Genomic DNA, 16,134 nt, shown 5'->3' with positions numbered 1-16,134 from the left:
GAGATGCCAGCTAACACCAGCACCCTGCTCACGGCGAGCGAGCTCGTCCTGGCTTACCGCTCGGGTGAACTGTCCCCGGTCGAGGCCACCAAGGCCGCGCTGGAGACGATCGCGGAGCGCGACGCCGAGTACAACGCGTACTGCCTCGTCGATGAGGAGGTGGCGCTGGAACAGGCCAGGAACTCCGAGGAGCGCTGGCGCGAGGGCAACCCGATCGGCTGGCTGGACGGTGTGCCCGCCTCCATCAAGGACATGTTCCTCACCCAGGGCTGGCCGACGCTGCGGGGTTCCCGCTGCATCGATGCCGATCAGCTCTGGGAGGTGGACAGCCCGGTCACCGCGAGGATGCGGGAGCACGGTCTGGTGCTGCTCGGTAAGACCACCACCCCGGAGCTGGGCTGGAAGGCGGTCACCGACAGCCCGCGGGATGGCGTCACCCGTAACCCGTGGAACACCGCGCTCACCGCGGGCGGCTCCAGCGGCGGCAGCGCGGCGGCGGTCGCGGCCGGCATGGGGGAGCTCTCCGTCGGCACCGATGGCGGTGGTTCGGTGCGCATCCCCGCCTCGTTCTGCGGCATCGTCGGGTTCAAGCCCACCGGGGGCCGGATCCCGCTCTACCCGGCAAGCCCGTTCGGTGCGCTCGCGCACGCCGGGCCGATGGCGCGTTCGGTGGACGACACGGCGCTGATGCTGGACGTACTGGCACTGCCCGACTACCGCGATCCCAATGCCTTGCAGCCCCCGCTTTCCGCCTACCGTGAGGCGGTCCGCCGCGACGTCCGTGGTCTGAACGTGGCGTTCTCGCCCACTCTCGGCTACATCGACGTGGACCAGGAGGTCGCCCAGCTGGTCGCGGCCACCGTGGCCGCGCTGAGCGAGGCCGGGCTGCGGGTGGAGGAGGCCGACCCGGGGTTCAGCGATCCCCTCGACTCGTTCAACGTGCTCTGGTCGTCCGGGGCCGCGAAGTGGCTGGACACCTTCCCGGAAGGCTCGGCCGAGCAGGTCGACCCCGGGCTGCGCAAGGTGTGGCAGCAGGGGCACACCTACTCGGCCAGCGACTACCTCGGCGCGATGGCCGAGCGCGCGGCGCTGGGCATCCACATGGGTGAGTTCCACACCCGCTACGACGCGCTGATCACCCCGACCGTCGCGATCCCGCCGTTCGAGGCCGGGCACGACGTGCCGCCGGGGAGCGGGCTGGAAAGCTGGCCGCAGTGGGCGCGGTTCAGCTACCCGTTCAACATGACCCAGCAACCGGCGATCAGCGTGCCTGCCGGGGTCACCTCGAAAGGGCTCCCGGTCGGCCTGCAGATCGTCGGGCCGCGGCACTCCGACGACCTGGTGCTGGCGGTGGCCAAGCTGGTGGAGGAGGTCCAGCCCTGGGCAACCGACCGCCCGGCAGGCACTCCGGCCCGCTGAACCGACGCTCAGCCGCCGACCATCTGCTCGGCCCAGCGCACCACGGCTTCGTGATAGCCGGGCGCGTTGCCCGCGTAGTTCAGTGAGTGCCCGTAGTCCGGCACCACGTGGGCCTGTAGCCGGGCTGCGGGCGAGTAGTACAGCTGTTCGGACCGCAGCAGCGCCTCGGCGGAACCGCAGTCGGTTGCCAGCAGCCCGCAGAAGGTCGGGTCCCGCTCGGCCAGCACCGTGAGCACCGGGACGTCGACCAGCAGGGAGTACGGCGCCACGGTGCCCACGAGCGCCCCGTCCACCAGTTCCGCCGGTGCCGTGACGTCCTTTGTGGACTCATCGAACTCGGCCACGGCACCGACGTAGGGACCCGGCTTGTGCAGCGAGTCGTACCGGGTGCCGGGCATGGTGGTCAGGTAACCGATGTCGAGGTTCCTGCCCGCGAACGCGGGGTCCAGCGCGGCCGGGGTGAAGGTGGCGAAGATGGGCACCAGCCCGGCCAAGTTGAGCCGGTGCGCCATTCCGGTCACCAGCACGCCGTCCACATCGTGGTACGTGCCTGCCTCGATGATCGCGATGGCGGAGCCCAGCGAGTGCCCGCCAAGGATCACCTTCCCGAACCGCGGCCCCTGCGCGCCGGAGCGCAGCGACTGGACCACCTGGTGCACCGCGCCGGCCTGGGTGATCGCGGTCAGCACGGCGCTGGGCGGGGTTGAGCTGCGCCCGGTGCCCAGCCGGTCCACGGTCAGCGTGGCGTACCCGGCCTCGTTCATGGCGAGGCGGAAGGAGCGGGTCTCCTCGTCCACAGGTATGTCCCAGTACGTGCTGTTGTAGAAGCCACCCGGGATGAGTACCTGTACCGTGCCCGCCCCCTGTGGCGGGGTGCACAGGGTGCCGGCCATCGTGTACGGCAGGCCGAGAACGGAAACCGGGAACTCCATCGCCTGGCAGGACGCCGTACTGGCCCTGGCAGGTACCGGGGCGGCCAGTAGCCCGCCGCACAGCACGGCGAGCACGAGCGCGCCCAGCCGCCCGATTCCGGTACGTCGTCGTCCGTGGTGGAACCAGCGCACGAAGGACACCTTTCTCTTGGAGGGAATGGAGCGGGTACTACTCGCGCGGGACGGCCGTCATGGACAGCCGGGCCGGGTAGGCCGCGGAGGTGTACTTGACCTTCACCGGCTTTCCCGGCACCGGCACCAGCCGCCACCTCGCGGCCACCGTCGCCACGGTGACCGCCATCTCGAGCTGCGCGAAGGTGTTGCCGATGCACTGCCTGGTTCCCGCGCCGAACGGGATGAACGTCCCGCGCGGGATGTCCCGTGCCCGCTCCGGCGCCCACCGGTCCGGGTCGAACCGCTCCGGCTCGGTGAACGACCGCGGGTCGAAATGCAGTGCGTGCGGGCTGACCGTCACCTCGGTGCCAGCCGGGAGCCGGACGCCGCCGAGTTCGACCTCCCGGTTGGTGCGTCGCATCAGGATCCAGATCGGGTACATCCGCAGGGTCTCCTTGATGACCCGCTGGGTGTAGGGCAGGGCCGGAATGTCGTCCATGGTGACCGGGCGGCCGCCCAGCACCCCGTCGATCTCCTCGTGCAGCCCGCGTTCCACCTCGGGGTGCTGGGCGATCTCGTGGAACAGCCAGGCCAGTGCGAGCGCGCTGGTCTCGATACCGGCGCTGAGCAGGGTGATCACCTCGTCGTAGACCTGCTGGTCGGTCATGCCCTCGCCGTCCTCGTCCCTGGCCATCAGCAACATGGACAGCAGGTCGCCGCGGTCGGTGCCGGTGGCCCGCCAGCCCGCGATGAGCTCGAGCACGACCGCCCGCATCCGGGCGACGGCCCGGTCGAACCTGCGGTTGCCGCGCACCAGCAGCGCACCGACGAACGCGGGGGACAGCGCGCGGATCATGCCCTGCTTGATCACGATCGGGATCGACTCCCGGGCCTGGGCGATGGCGCCCTGCCCGAACCGGGTGCCGAACAGCGCCGCTCCGACGATCCTGACCGCGAGGGCCTGCATGTCCTCGTTGACTTCCCTGGTCTGGCCCGGCCGCCAGGTATCGGTGAGCTCCGAAACGGACTCCCGCATCGTCTCCGCGTACCGCGCGATCCGGCTTCGATGGAAAGCAGGCTGGATCAATCGTCGCTGCCGGAGGTGGAAGTCGCCGCTCGACATCACCAACCCGTTTCCGACGAATGGTCGGAACTTGTCGAACATGGCGCCTTTCCCGTAACCGCCCGCGTCGGTGACCAGGACCTGGTGGGTCAACTCCGGGCTGGTCACGAAATACACCGGCTTCGGCCCCAGGTAGACCCGTACCAGCTCGCCATATGCACGAAGAGATGAGGTGAACGCGAATCGGCGCCGCAACATCGCCGGGCTGTGTCCGAGAACGGGCCATCGACCGGGGGCGACCGGGACCGGCATCTCCACTCCTCGCTGACCGAAACGGACGGACAACAATAGGCTGGTTTCCGTGGCGCCGACAGCGCCCGATCGTGTGGGCCGAGGTCACCCGGATGGGTCAGGAGTCATCGATTCCAGTCCGGTAGTATCGGCGCCTCCCGATGGGCGAGCCGGATCCAGAAAGGCGTTCCCGTGACGCAGGAATGGGTACCAAAGATCGTCGACACCTCGGTCCCGAGTGGCGCGCGGACGTACGATTTCCTACTCGGCGGGGCGCACAATTTCGCGGCCGACCGTTCGATGGCCGACCAGGTGGAAAAGGCGGTCCCCGGCATTCGGGACGCCGCCAGGCTGAACCGGGCTTTCCTCGCCCGTGCCGTCCGGTTACTGATCGATCAGGGGATTCGTCAGTTTCTCGACGTCGGATCCGGCATCCCGACGGTTGGCAACGTGCACGAGATCGCCCAGCAGCACGACCCGGACTGCCGGGTGGTGTATGTGGACCGTGATCCGGTCGCGGTCGCGCACAGCGAGCTGATGCTGTCGGGCAACGAGCGGGCCGGTATCGCGCATGCGGACATGCGCAACCCGGAGAGCATTCTCGCCAGTGAGCCCGCAAGGCGGCTGCTGAACTTCGACGAACCGCTCGGGCTGCTGTTCCTGCTGGTACTGCACTGGGTTCCGGACGAGGCCGACCCGCGCGCGCTGATGACCCGCTACCGGGACGCGATCGCGCCCGGCAGCCATCTGGTGATCACGCATATGACCGATGACGCGCAGAAGGACAAGATCGATACGGTGGCCGGGATCGTGCGCAGCAGCCGCGGTGACGGCCAGGTCTTTCCCCGTAGCCGCGCGGAGATCGCCGCCCTTTTCGGCGACTTCGAGCTGCTCGAGCCGGGCCTCGTTCCGACAGGGACCTGGCGGGTGAGCGGGCCGGGCGATATCACCGACAACACGGAGATGAACGAGCTCTCCTACGCCGGTGTCGCCCGCAAGCCCCAGCCCTAGCGGCGGGCAGGGTGGGTGGCTTCACGGTGCGTCGTCGCGGCACCTGTGATCTGCTGGAGTCATGCGTACGACCACTCTGGGCAGGAGCGGACTGAACGTATCGAGGATCGCCTTCGGCACCTGGCAGATCGGTGGTGACTGGGGCGAGTTCGACGAGGACACCGCCATCGCCGCCATCCAGCATGCCCGTGAGCTGGGGGTGAACTTCTTCGACACCGCGCAGGCCTACGGTTTCGGCAAGTCTGAGGCGCTGCTCGGCAAGGCGCTGCGCGCGGAGCTGAACCGGGACCGGGACAGCCTGGTGATCGCCACCAAGGGCGGGATCAACCCGGGTAGCGAGCGGCCGCGGGACGCGCGCAGGGCGATGCTGCGGGACGGGGTTGAGCAGAGCCTGCGGGCGCTGGACCTGGAGCATATCGACCTGTATCAGGTGCACTGGCCGGACCAGGACACCCCGGCCGAGGAGACCGCGGCCGCGCTGCAGGAACTGGTCGACGAGGGCAAGATCCGGCATGTCGGCGTCTCCAACTACCACGCGGCACAGCTCGCCGAGTTCGACCTGACCCGGCCGGTGGAGACCCTGCAGCCGCCATACCACCTGTTCCGCAGGGGGATCGAGGACGACCCGCTGCCGTACTGCCGGGAGCGGGACATCGGGGTGCTGGTGTACAGCCCGCTCGGCAGCGGGCTGCTGACCGGCGCGCTCACTCCGGACAGCACCTTCCCCGCCGATGACTGGCGTTCCCAGTCCTCGGCTTTCCATGGCGAGCGGCTGCGGCGCAACCTTGCCGTGGTGGCCGAACTGAAGGAGTTCGCCGCGGCCAAGGGTGTCTCGGTCAGCCAGCTCGCCATTGCCTGGGTGCTGGCCAAGCCGGGGATCCACGTGGCGATCGTCGGGGCGCGCAGGCCTGCCAACATCGAGTCCAGCCTCGCCGCGGCCGACATCGACCTCAGCGCCGAGGATGTCGCCGAGATCGAGCGGATCACCGCACAGGGCGTCCAGGTGGACGGCGCCAGCCCCGAGGGGATCGCCTAGTGCCGCCGCACAGAACGTTGCCGCTGTTACGCGTTGCCCGCCGGGGGTGCCCTGAACGTAGCTTTCCGGACGCTCACCGTCGCGAGCGGCACATCCGAGACGTCTGACGTCTCGAACGCCACGTTCAGGGCCCTCCGGGCGATTAGCTAGGCAACGTTGCTTGATGCGGCACTAGCCGTGTTTAAAGATCTTTCGGTATGGCTTTCGACCGGTGGGATGGCAAGCCGTCCCAGACCAGGGTGACGGGCTCTGGAGTCTGCCCCGCGGGGCGCCCACGTGGCCCTCACGGCGGGCAGCAGGGCGCTGAATGCCGCTGGGTTTGAGGTCGACGAGGCCTTGGACGTGCCCGACCGGCCGGCCTTGAATGGGTCTTCGTGGCCTGCGGGCCTGACGCGGGGTCAGGAAATGCCGCGGAAGAAGGTGCGGATGTCGTTCGCGAGCAGCTTCGGCTCCTCCATTGCGGGGAAGTGACCGCCTGCGGTGAATTCGCTCCAGTGGCCGATCGCTTTCCACGGGTCCATCACGCGGCGCATGAGCGGATGGGTGTCGAACACGGCCCATCCGGACGGCACGCCGGAGGCCATGACCAAGTCGAGTCCGGAGTGCTCGGACTCGTAGTAGAACTGCGCGCTCGACGCGCCGCTGCGGGTGAACCAGTACAGGCTGATGTTCGTGAGGAGCTGGTCGCGGTCGACCGTCTCGTCAGGCGTCCGGTAGGCGCCGCTGGTCCTGGTCTTGAACTTCTCGGCGATCCACGCGAGCTGACCGACCGGCGAGTCGGTGAGCGCTGCGCCGATCGTGTCGGGACAGTGGTTCTGCATCTCGAGATACCCGCGCTCGGCCGCATATTCGGTGCGCACGGCCTCGAGCTGGGCGATCTCGTTATCGGACAGGCCGTCGGGGTGAGGGAACTTGTCGCCCACCAATCGGAGCCAATGTGGGTCGCTGCCGATGTGCGTGCCGATGACGCGCTCCGGGTAGAGCGCTGCGAGGCGGCTGGTGGTGCCCGCACCGACGTCGGTGCCGTGGGCCGCGAACCTCTCGTAGCCGAGGCGCGTCATGATCTCGGCGTAGGCCTGCGTCGTCCGCGCCAGCTCCCAGCCGGTCCCTGACAGCGGGGTGGAGAACCCGAAGCCGGGCAGCGACGGGATGACCACGTGGAACTCATCGGTCAACAGCGGGATGAGTCGCTGATACTCGACGAACGAGCCCGGCCAGCCGTGGTTCAGGACCAGCGGGGTGGCCTCCGGGCTCGCCGATCGCGCGTGGACGACGTGGAACGTCTGGCCGTTGACGACCGTCGTGAACTGTTCGTACTCGTTGAGCTTCTCCTCCTGTGCACGCCAGTCGAACCCGTCGCGCCAATACTCGGCGAGCTCCTTCAGGTACACCAGCGGGATGCCGCGGCTGAAGTCGGTGCGATCGTCCCGGCCCGGCACGGGGATCGGCCAGCGCGTGTGTGCCAGCCGGTTACGCAGGTCGTCGATGTCGGCCTGCGGGATGTCGATGTGGAACGGTGTGAGTGCGTTGTTCTCGGTCATGACACCGACGTTCCCAGGCAATGCGGCAGGTTAGCTTCCGCAATTGCTGAAATGATCGAGAACATGTTGGAGACCTCGGCCCGCCTGCTCGAACTGCTGTCATTGCTCCAGCTCAAGCGCGACTGGACGAGCTCCGAGCTCGCCAGTCGGCTTGACGTGAGCACGAGGACTGTGCGCGCCGACATCGGCAAGCTGCGGTCGCTCGGCTATCCCGTGGACGCGCGCCCCGGCGTCGCGGGTGGGTACCGGCTGGCCGCCGGGACGGCGATGCCCCCACTGCTGCTCGACGACGACGAGGCCGTCGCCGTCGCGGTCGGACTGGGTGCGGTCGCGACACAGCGGCTCGGAGTCGAAGAGACTTCGCTCACCGCGCTCGCGAAGCTGGAGCAGGTGCTGCCCGCGCGTCTGCGTCGGCGCGTGGCGGCGGTACGCGAGGCGACGAGCGTTGTCCCAGGGGCTGGGCCGTCGCTCGATCTCTCGGTTCTCGGCGCGGTCGCTGCCGCGGTCCGCGGCCACGAACGGCTCCGGTTCGGATACACGAAGCCCTGGGGCGACGAAGAGGCGCGCCACACAGAACCGCAACGGTTGGTGAGCTGGGGAGCGCTCTGGTACCTGCTCGCGTGGGATCTCGACCGTGACGACTGGCGGGTCTTTCGGGTCGACCGCATGGTTCCGCACGCACCGACGGGTGCGCGGTTCCGGCCGCGCGTGATCCCGGATGGCAGGGTCGTCGAGTACGTCGTCGGACGCGTCAGCAAGGGGGCTGGGAAGTACCGCGCCCGGGTACTCGTGCATGCTCCCGCCGCCAAGGTCGCCGCGAAGATCCACATCCCGGTCGATATCGAGGTGGTCGACGAGTCCACGTGCCATGTCGAGGTGGGTTCCGACGACCCGGACCGGCTCGCGTTGTGGATGACACAGCTCGAAGTCGACATCGAGGTGATCGACGGAGAGGAGCTCGCGGTGGCGTTCGATCGCCTCGCGACGAGGTTCCGCCGCGCGGCGGGTGGCGCATCCACGTGAATTTCGGCCGTCGGTTATTCGACGATGTCGTCGAGGGGTCGCCGAACCCGGCTACGGGCCGCGACTCGGTCACGACAGGTACGGCGGGCCGGCAGGCAGCCTTTCACTGTGCCGTGGTGCGCGGCCGGGTGACGACCGGCCCGCCCGCGCGGGCGGCGAGGCGGGCGGCGCAGGGCGAGCGGATGGCTTCGGAGAGCCGTACCAGCCGGATGATCTCGGTGTCGGCCACCGCGCCCGCGGCATCCGGTTCGGTGCCGGACGGGGTGCTACCGGCGCGCGGGAGCAGGCCACGGGCATGCGCCTTCAGCGCCACCAGGATTTCCGCGGCCTCGGCCACCAGCACGGCCGCGTCCGCCGTCCGCCGGTACCGGCAGTCCAGCAGGGCCTGGGCGTGCAGCTGGGTCGGAAGGTGCAGCCGGAGGGTGTGCAGTCCCTCCCAGATCACCGGCACCAGCCAGCACACCGGTGGCTCGGGCACCTGACCGGGGCGCCGCCCAGGGGGCAGCACCGGGGAGAGCCGTCGCCACAGGGACTCCAGCGCCGCGCGGCGGCGGGCGTCCCGATGGGCGAGCCAGCGGCGCAGCAGGATCAACCCGCTCCCCGCGAGCGCTTCGGCGGCCTCGCCCGACCCGAGGACGACGACATCCGGCATCATCCGAGCCAGCCCCCTCCCTCCGCGGTTTGCACGGTAGTGGCTCGGCGCTGACGCGGCTGGCGAGCTCCGTCCGGTTACACCCGAACGGCGGATCGCCGGTCACCGGATAGCGGCCTCCAGCTCGGCCAGCGCGGTGTCCAGGTGCAGCAGGATGCGCTGCAGGTGCGGCACGCTGCGCCGGCATCCGGTGATACCGAAGTCCAGGTTGTCGCCGTTGCTGGTGAGGGTGATGTTCAGCGCCTGCCCGTCCAGTAGCACCGACGCCGGGTACACCCCGTCCAGTGCCGCGCCGTTCCAGTACATCTGCCTGCGCGGGCCGGGCACGTTCGAGATCACGATGTTGAACGGCGGGCGGGTGTTGTTCACCACCCCGGGAACCGGGGACGCGCCGAGCGCGGCCACGTTGATCGCCGACAGCAGGAGTGTCTGAAGTGGAGTCAGCTGCTTGAACAGGGCCTTGCCGTCGCACATCGACTTGTGGATGGCGGCCAGCCGCCGCGCGGGGTCGGCGATGTCGGTGCCGAGGTTGCACAGCAGCGCGCCGATCGAGTTGCCGGATGCGTCGGCGAGCCCCTCGGATGGCTTGCGCAGGGACACCGGGACCATCGCGGTGAGCGCCGTGTCCGGCAGCGCGCGCTGCTCGATGAGGTAGTCGCGCAGCGCACCGGCACACATGGCCAGCACGACGTCGTTGCGCGATACGCCCGCCGCGGAGGCGATCGCCCGTACCCTGCTCAGCGGCCAGGACTGCGCCGCGAACCGCCGGGCACCCCCGATCGGCACGTTCAGCATGGTCTTCGGGGCCTGCAGCGGCATGGTCAGGGTGTGCTCGCGGAAGGCCTCGTTGGCGACCTTGAACGCGGCCGGGGCGAGCCCGGCCAGCTGGCCCGCGGTGCGGCCGAGCGCGCCGAGCGGGGAACCGCGCCCGCGCCCGGCGCGTGAACGCGGGCGGCCACGGGCACCCCACGGCGGCGGGCAGTCCATCGCGGCCGGATCCTCGCTGAGCATGTTCTGCAGGTGCCGCAGTGCGGACACCCCGTCCAGCAGCGCGTGGTGCACCTTGCTGTAGAGGGCGAACCGTCCGTCCCGCAGCCCCTCCACCAGGTGGATCTCCCACAGCGGCCGGTGCCGGTCGAGCAGGGTGCTGTGCCAGCGTGAGGTCAGCTCCAGCAGCTCCCTGATCCGGCCGGGCTGCGGCAGCGCCGAATGCCGGAAGTGGTAGTCGAGGTCCAGCTCGTTGTCCTCGGTCCAGGCGAGGTGCCCGAGCGTGTTCACCGGCCGCGCCGGCCTGCGCCGGAAGAGGTCGCGCAGCTCGGTCGCCTCCAGCAGGTGCTGCCGGAGCGTGCTGAGGTACTCCGGGCCCGCGCCCTCCGGCTTGCGGAACAGCTGCAGGCCGCCGACATGCATCGGGTGTTCCCTGGTCTCCACCAGCAGGAACATCGAGTCCGTAACGGGCATCAACGGCATCGGGGACCCCTCCTTGAGCGTCGGCATCGACGCGTGCACGCCGAGTCGCCGAGTCTAGGCTGTGTTAGAACAGGTAATCACCTTCATGAACAGTGGCCAGGCATAATGCCGCCCCGCCGTGGAGGATCTAGTGTGGAGGCATGGCCATCCCGACCGATCCGGACACCGGCGAGTTCGTCCGCGCTCCCAACCACTTCGATGCGCGTATCACGGCCGACGGCTCGTCCGGGTGGCCGGTGGAGCCCGGCCGCTACCGGCTGGTGGTGAGCAGGGCCTGTCCCTGGGCCAGCCGCGGTCTCGTCGTGCGCCGGCTGCTCGGCCTCGAGCGGGTCCTCTCGGTCGCGGTGGCCGACCCGATCCAGGACGAGCGGAGCTGGCGGTTCACTCTGGACCCCGGCGATGTGGACCCCGTGCTGGGCATCAAGTACCTGGGCCAGGCCTACTACGCCGCCGATCCGGACTACACCGGCGGGATCAGCGTGCCGGCCGTGGTGGACATCCCGAGCGGGAAGCTGGTCACCAACGACTACCCGCAGATCACCCTGGACCTTTCCACCGAATGGACCGCGTATCACCGTGCGGGCGCGCCCCAGCTGTACCCCGAGCGGCTACGGGAGGAGATCGACGAGGTCAACCGCGGTGTGCACGCCGATGTGAACGCCGCCGTGTACGAGGCGGGCTTCGCCGCGAAGCAGTCCGCATACGACGACGCCTACCGGCGGCTGTTCGCCAAGCTGGACGAGCTGTCCGCGCGGCTGGAGCGGCAGCGTTACCTGGTCGGCGACACCATCACCGAGGCCGACATCCGGTTGTTCACCACCCTGGTCCGGTTCGACGCGGTGTACCACGGGCACTTCAAGTGCAACCGGCACAAGCTCACCGAGCTACCGGTGCTGTGGGCCTACGCGCGGGACCTCTTCCAGACCCCCGGGTTCGGCGACACGGTCGACTTCGACCACATCAAGCGTCATTACTACCAGGTGCACGAGAACGTCAACCCGACCCGGATCGTGCCGAACGGGCCGGTGCTGTCCGAATGGGCGCGGCCGCACGGCAGGGAGGAACTCGGCGGGCGGCCGTTCGGCGAGGGCACGCCACCCGGCCCGCCGCCGGCCGAGGAGACGCTGCCGCCCCAGTGGTGAGCTTGTTGCCGGATTGTTGAGCGATTCGTAGGGTGGCGGCGTGCCGCACAGCAGAGCACACCAGGGAGTGCGCACCGGGGCACAGCATCTGGCGGACGCGCTCACCGAGCTCGGTGTCGAGGTCGCCTTCGGGCTGCCGGGAGTGCACAACCTGCCGGTATGGGAGGCGCTGGCGGCGACCGGCATCCGGCTGATCGGCGTGCGGCACGAGCAGGCCGCCGCCTACGCGGCCGACGGTTACGCCCGGGCCACCGGCAGGCTCGGCGTCGCCGTCGTCACCACCGGACCCGGCGCGGCCAACACCCTCGCCGGAGTCGGCGAGGCCATGGCCTCGGCCAGCCCGGTACTGGTACTCGCCACCGACATTCCCTCGGCCCTGCGCACACCCGGGGTGGTGCGGGGCGTGCTGCACGAGTGCCGGGACCAGCAGGCCATGTTCGCGCCGGTCACCAAGCAGGCGCACACCATCGGCTCGGCCGGGGAGATCGCGCCCGCCGTGCGCGCGGCGGCCAGCATGGCCCTGCTGCCCCAGAGCGGCCCGGTCTACCTCGGCATTCCAGCCGATCATCTGCGCCAGCAGGCGGCCCGGCACCCGGACGCCGAGACCCGCACCGACCGGTTCCCCGCCGTCGGCCTTGCCGAGATCGAGCGGGCCCGGCGGAGTTTGGCCGGTGCGCGCCGCCCGCTGGTGTGGGCGGGCGGCGGCGCCCTGCGTGCCGGGGCGGGGCCGGTGCTCGGCGAGCTGGCGGAGAAGCTGGCCGCGCCGGTGATCACCACCTTCGGTGCCCGTGGCGTGCTTCCGCCGGGGCATCCGTGCCTGGCCCCGAACCCGGTGCACGCGCCCGAGGTCGGCGAGCTGTGGGACGAGGCGGACGTGGTGCTGGGTGTCGGCACCGACTTCGACGGCCTGATGACCCAGAACTGGCTGATGCCACCGCCACCCACCCTGATCACGGTCAATGTGGACGCCGCGGACGCGGCCAAGAACTACCGGCCCCAGCAGAGCCTGGTCGGCGATGCCAGGGATCTCGTGCGCGAGCTCGGGGCGGGTCTCGCGCCGCGGCCCGGCCGCCCCGAGCTGACCGCGCGGCTGGAGCGGATCGGCGCCAGGGTGTGGCGCCGGGTGCGCCAGGAGGAGCCGCAGGCCGCGGAGTTCCTTGCCGCGCTACGGGAGACCCTGCCCGATGCCAGCAGGCTGGTCACCGACATGTGCGTCGCGGGCTACTGGATCGGCGGGTTTCACCGGGTGCCTGCGCCGCGCGCCCTGGCCTATCCGATGGGCTGGGGCACCCTCGGGTTCGGCTTTCCCGCCGCGCTGGGCAGCGCCGTGGCCGGTGGTGGGCGGGTGGTCTGCGTCAGCGGCGACGGCGGGTTCCTGTACGGCTGTGGCGAGCTGGCCACCCTGGCCCAGGAGCAGCTGCCGGTGACGGTGATCCTGGTCGACGACGCCGGCTACGGGATGTTGCGGCACGACCAGGACCTGGCCGGCCTCCCGCATCGCGGGGTGGACCTTGTCACCCCGGACTTCGTGGGCCTCGCCCGCTCCTTCGGCGTGCACGCCGACCGGGTGGACGGCTTCGGCCGGGCCTTTCGCAGGCTGCTGCGCGAGTTCACCAGTGCCGCGGAACCCAACATCCTGGTGGTGAGCGCGGCGCTGCGGCCGCCGTTGAACACCTCGCCCCGTTGGTACCGGAAGCAGGCGGGATAACCATCGCGGAGTACGAAATCGAGGATGCGGAAACCGCGCGGCTGCGCGAGAAGGGGTGAACATGGGCCGGTTACAGGACAAGGTCGTGGTGGTGTTCGGCGGCGCGCGGGGCATCGGGCTGGCCACGGTGCGCGAGATGCTCACCGAGGGCGCCGTGGTGTATTCCGCGGATATCCGGGAGCCAGCCGAGGAGCTGGCGCTGGCGGGCAGCGCGCAGTACAACACCGTCGTGCTGGACGCGACCGACGAGGAGCAGGTGAACCGGTTCGTCGAGGACGTGGTGGACACCAGGGGCCGGGTCGACGTGCTGTTCAACAACGTCGGCACCCATCTCGGCAAGCCGCTGGCCGAGACCACCCTCGCGGAGTTCGACCAGGTGTTCGCGCTGAACGTGCGCACCGCCTTCCTCGGCACCCGCGCGGTGCTGCCGCACATGATTGGCAGGCGCTCCGGCAGCATCATCACCACCTCCTCCAACGGCGGGGTGATGGGCAGGCCGGGTGACCCGGTGTACAACGCGAGCAAGCACGCGCTGGTCGGGCTGATGCGCTCGGTCGCGGTGGCGCACGCGCAGCAGGGCATCCGCGCCAACACGGTGAACCCCGGCGCCATCGACACCGACATGCTGCGCGGCACGCTGAGCTCGCCGGAGGAGTTCGAAGGCAAACGGCACCAGCTGGTGGCGAGTACCCCGGCCGCACGGGTCGGCGAGGCATGGGAGGTCGCCAAGGCGGTGGTGTTCCTTGCCAGCGACGAGGCGAAGTTCGTCAACGGGGTGGCCCTGCCGATCGACGGCGCCAAGTCGGCCGGCGCCCTGCCCGCCGCGCGCTACAGCCTGGACTTCGAGCTCGGAGCGGGATGAGCGGCGCCCTGTCCCCAGCGCGGCTGCGGCAACGGTGCCGTTCCGGTTCCTGGACCGGCGCCACCGCGGGTGCGTGCGCAGGGTACCTGCAGGCGAACCTGGTGATCCTTGGCGAGCGGGATGCGGCGGGCTTCGCGCGGCTGTGCCGGGCGAACCCGACCCCGCTGCCGCTGCTGGAGCGGACGGAGCCGGGGGAGTACACCGGGCTGCGCACGGCGCCCGGCGCCGACATCCGCACCGACGCCCCCGCCTACCACGTGCACCGGCACGGGTTGTTCGAGGCCGAGGTGACCTCGATCGAGGAATTCTGGCGGACGGACTTCGTGACCTTCCTGCTCGGATGCAGTTACACGGCCGAGGCCGCGCTGCTGGCCGCCGGGGTGCGGTTGCGGCACGTGGCGGAGGGCGTGGTGCCTCCGATGTTCGTCACCGATCTCGGCTGCGAGCCCGCGGGCGGGTTCCACGGCCCGATGGTGGTTTCCATGCGGCCGATCGAGCGGGAGCAACTCGCCGAGGCGGTGGCCGTCACCGGGGAGTACCCGCTGGCGCATGGTGGACCGGTGCACATCGGCGACCCCGCCGAGATCGGCATCGCGGATCTCACCACCCCGGACTGGGGCGATCCGATGGTTCCGCTGGCCACCGAGGTCGCCGTGTTCTGGGCCTGCGGGGTCACCCCGCAGGCGGTGATCAGGGCGGCCGCGCCGGAGCTTGCCATCACGCATGCCCCTGGCCGGATGTTCGTCACCGACGTGCCTGCCGCCGAGATCCGCGGCCGTCACGAGTTCGGGTAGCTCAGTGGCGGGCCCTGGCGCGCAGGCTGGCGAGGGTGACCACGGCCAGTACCAGCACGATGACCACCAGGGAGAGCCAGGTAGGCACGGACGGCACCTGCTCCCAGGTCTCGTGCGCCCAGTGCAGTACCAGCTTGATCCCGATGAAGCCCAGGATGATCGCCAGCCCGTGGTGCAGGTACGCCAGCTTGCTCAGCACGCCCTGCAGCACGAAGTAGAGCGCGCGCAGGCCGAGTAGCGCGAAGGCGTTGGTGCTGAACACCAGGTAGGGGTCGTTGGTGATGCCGTAGACGGCGGGTACCGAGTCCACGGCGAACACCACGTCGGTTGCGAACACCGCCACGATGACCGCCGCGAGCGGGGTGAGGGCGAGTTTGCCATCGTGCCGGCCGAACAGGCTGGTGCCGCGGTACTCCGGGGTCACCGGAAGCGCCCTGCGGATGAACCGGATGGAGCGCATGTCGGAGACGTCGGCCTCGCTGGACTCGGTGCGGTCGCCCGCGTTCTGGCCCGCCAGCGCGTCCTTGAACGTCTTGACCGCGGTGAGCAGCAGAATCCCGCCGAAGAGCAGGAAGGCCCAGGTCCCGGACTGCAGGGCGGCCGCGCCGAGCGCGATGAAGATGCCGCGTAGTACGAGCGCGCCCACGATGCCGAACAACAGGACCCGCTGCTCCAGCGTCTTCGGCACCCCGAACGCGGGCAGCAGCAGGATGAAGACGAACAGGTTGTCCACCGAGAGCGACTTCTCCACCACGAAGCCGGTGAAGAACTCGGTCGCGACGGTGCCGCCGTAGTCGGCGAAAAGGTAGAACCCGAACACCACCGGCAGCAGCAAGTAGAAGACCGACCACCCGACCGCCTCGCGCATGGACACCTCATGCGGCCGGTGGGTCAGCGCGAAGTCCAGGGTGAGCAGGGTCAGCAGGGCCGCGATAGAGATGGCCCACAGCTGCCAGGTCCCGATGGTCTCCAGGGGTGCGGCGAGCACGATATCGGTGGTCACGGCGCCCCCTTCCTCCTGATCCGAGGCTAGGGGATCATGCGAGGGCTCGCATGACGGCTCACGCTCCGGGCAC

The 16,134-nt window shown here is 69.9% G+C and carries 14 protein-coding genes; 8 read left to right on the top strand and 6 right to left on the bottom strand.

Annotated elements, in window-relative coordinates:
* Positions 1-3: 3 nt before the first annotated feature.
* Entirely contained in the window at positions 4-1,419 is a 1,416-nt protein-coding gene (locus KOI47_RS27315; RefSeq protein WP_216209250.1) for an amidase, read from the top strand.
* 8 nt (positions 1,420-1,427) lie between these two features.
* Here KOI47_RS27315 and KOI47_RS27310 read toward each other — a convergent pair whose 3' ends face one another.
* Entirely contained in the window at positions 1,428-2,483 is a 1,056-nt protein-coding gene (locus tag KOI47_RS27310; RefSeq protein ID WP_232376290.1) for an alpha/beta hydrolase, read from the bottom strand.
* Positions 2,484-2,520: 37 nt separating this feature from the next.
* Positions 2,521-3,840: a cytochrome P450 gene (locus tag KOI47_RS27305; protein ID WP_216209247.1), complete on the bottom strand. Its 1,320-nt coding sequence runs from the start codon at positions 3,838-3,840 to the stop codon at positions 2,521-2,523.
* Positions 3,841-4,011: 171 nt separating this feature from the next.
* On the opposite strand from KOI47_RS27305, the gene KOI47_RS27300 reads away from it, so the two are divergent.
* A complete protein-coding gene (locus KOI47_RS27300) occupies positions 4,012-4,830 on the top strand; it encodes an SAM-dependent methyltransferase (RefSeq protein WP_216209245.1) in 819 nt (272 codons plus the stop codon).
* 61 nt (positions 4,831-4,891) lie between these two features.
* On the top strand, positions 4,892-5,866 hold the full coding sequence (locus KOI47_RS27295) for an aldo/keto reductase (protein ID WP_216209243.1): 975 nt from the start codon (positions 4,892-4,894) through the stop codon (positions 5,864-5,866).
* 398 nt (positions 5,867-6,264) lie between these two features.
* Here KOI47_RS27295 and KOI47_RS27290 read toward each other — a convergent pair whose 3' ends face one another.
* Positions 6,265-7,407, bottom strand: coding sequence for an epoxide hydrolase family protein (locus KOI47_RS27290; protein ID WP_216209241.1), 1,143 nt, complete (start codon positions 7,405-7,407; stop codon positions 6,265-6,267).
* Positions 7,408-7,470: 63 nt separating this feature from the next.
* On the opposite strand from KOI47_RS27290, the gene KOI47_RS27285 reads away from it, so the two are divergent.
* Positions 7,471-8,430, top strand: a complete 960-nt coding sequence (locus KOI47_RS27285; RefSeq protein ID WP_216217586.1) for a helix-turn-helix transcriptional regulator — start codon at positions 7,471-7,473, stop codon at positions 8,428-8,430.
* 103 nt (positions 8,431-8,533) lie between these two features.
* Here KOI47_RS27285 and KOI47_RS27280 read toward each other — a convergent pair whose 3' ends face one another.
* Entirely contained in the window at positions 8,534-9,085 is a 552-nt protein-coding gene (locus KOI47_RS27280; RefSeq protein ID WP_216209239.1) for a hypothetical protein, read from the bottom strand.
* Between the two features lie 99 nt (positions 9,086-9,184).
* A complete protein-coding gene (locus tag KOI47_RS27275) occupies positions 9,185-10,552 on the bottom strand; it encodes a WS/DGAT/MGAT family O-acyltransferase (protein ID WP_216209237.1) in 1,368 nt (455 codons plus the stop codon).
* A gap of 140 nt (positions 10,553-10,692) precedes the next feature.
* On the opposite strand from KOI47_RS27275, the gene KOI47_RS27270 reads away from it, so the two are divergent.
* The 4 genes from KOI47_RS27270 (at position 10,693) to KOI47_RS27255 (ending at position 15,058) form a co-directional block, all read left to right on the top strand.
* On the top strand, positions 10,693-11,694 hold the full coding sequence (locus KOI47_RS27270; RefSeq protein WP_216209235.1) for a glutathione S-transferase family protein: 1,002 nt from the start codon (positions 10,693-10,695) through the stop codon (positions 11,692-11,694).
* A gap of 40 nt (positions 11,695-11,734) precedes the next feature.
* On the top strand, positions 11,735-13,402 hold the full coding sequence (locus KOI47_RS27265; protein WP_232376288.1) for a thiamine pyrophosphate-binding protein: 1,668 nt from the start codon (positions 11,735-11,737) through the stop codon (positions 13,400-13,402).
* 61 nt (positions 13,403-13,463) lie between these two features.
* Entirely contained in the window at positions 13,464-14,264 is an 801-nt protein-coding gene (locus tag KOI47_RS27260; protein ID WP_216209233.1) for an SDR family NAD(P)-dependent oxidoreductase, read from the top strand.
* Positions 14,261-15,058: a putative hydro-lyase gene (locus KOI47_RS27255; RefSeq protein WP_216209231.1), complete on the top strand. Its 798-nt coding sequence runs from the start codon at positions 14,261-14,263 to the stop codon at positions 15,056-15,058. The genes KOI47_RS27260 and KOI47_RS27255 overlap by 4 nt, the downstream gene beginning before the upstream one ends.
* A 1-nt stretch (position 15,059) precedes the next feature.
* Here KOI47_RS27255 and KOI47_RS27250 read toward each other — a convergent pair whose 3' ends face one another.
* Positions 15,060-16,061 carry a TerC/Alx family metal homeostasis membrane protein gene (locus KOI47_RS27250; RefSeq protein WP_232376287.1) on the bottom strand — a complete coding sequence of 334 codons (1,002 nt, stop codon included), beginning with the start codon at positions 16,059-16,061 and terminating at the stop codon, positions 15,060-15,062.
* Positions 16,062-16,134 lie beyond the last annotated feature (73 nt).

It is taken from the genome of Amycolatopsis aidingensis (assembly GCF_018885265.1).
Lineage (GTDB): Bacteria > Actinomycetota > Actinomycetes > Mycobacteriales > Pseudonocardiaceae > Amycolatopsis > Amycolatopsis aidingensis.
Note: the sequence above shows the minus strand (reverse complement) of the source record. Positions and strands in the feature narration are given on the sequence as shown.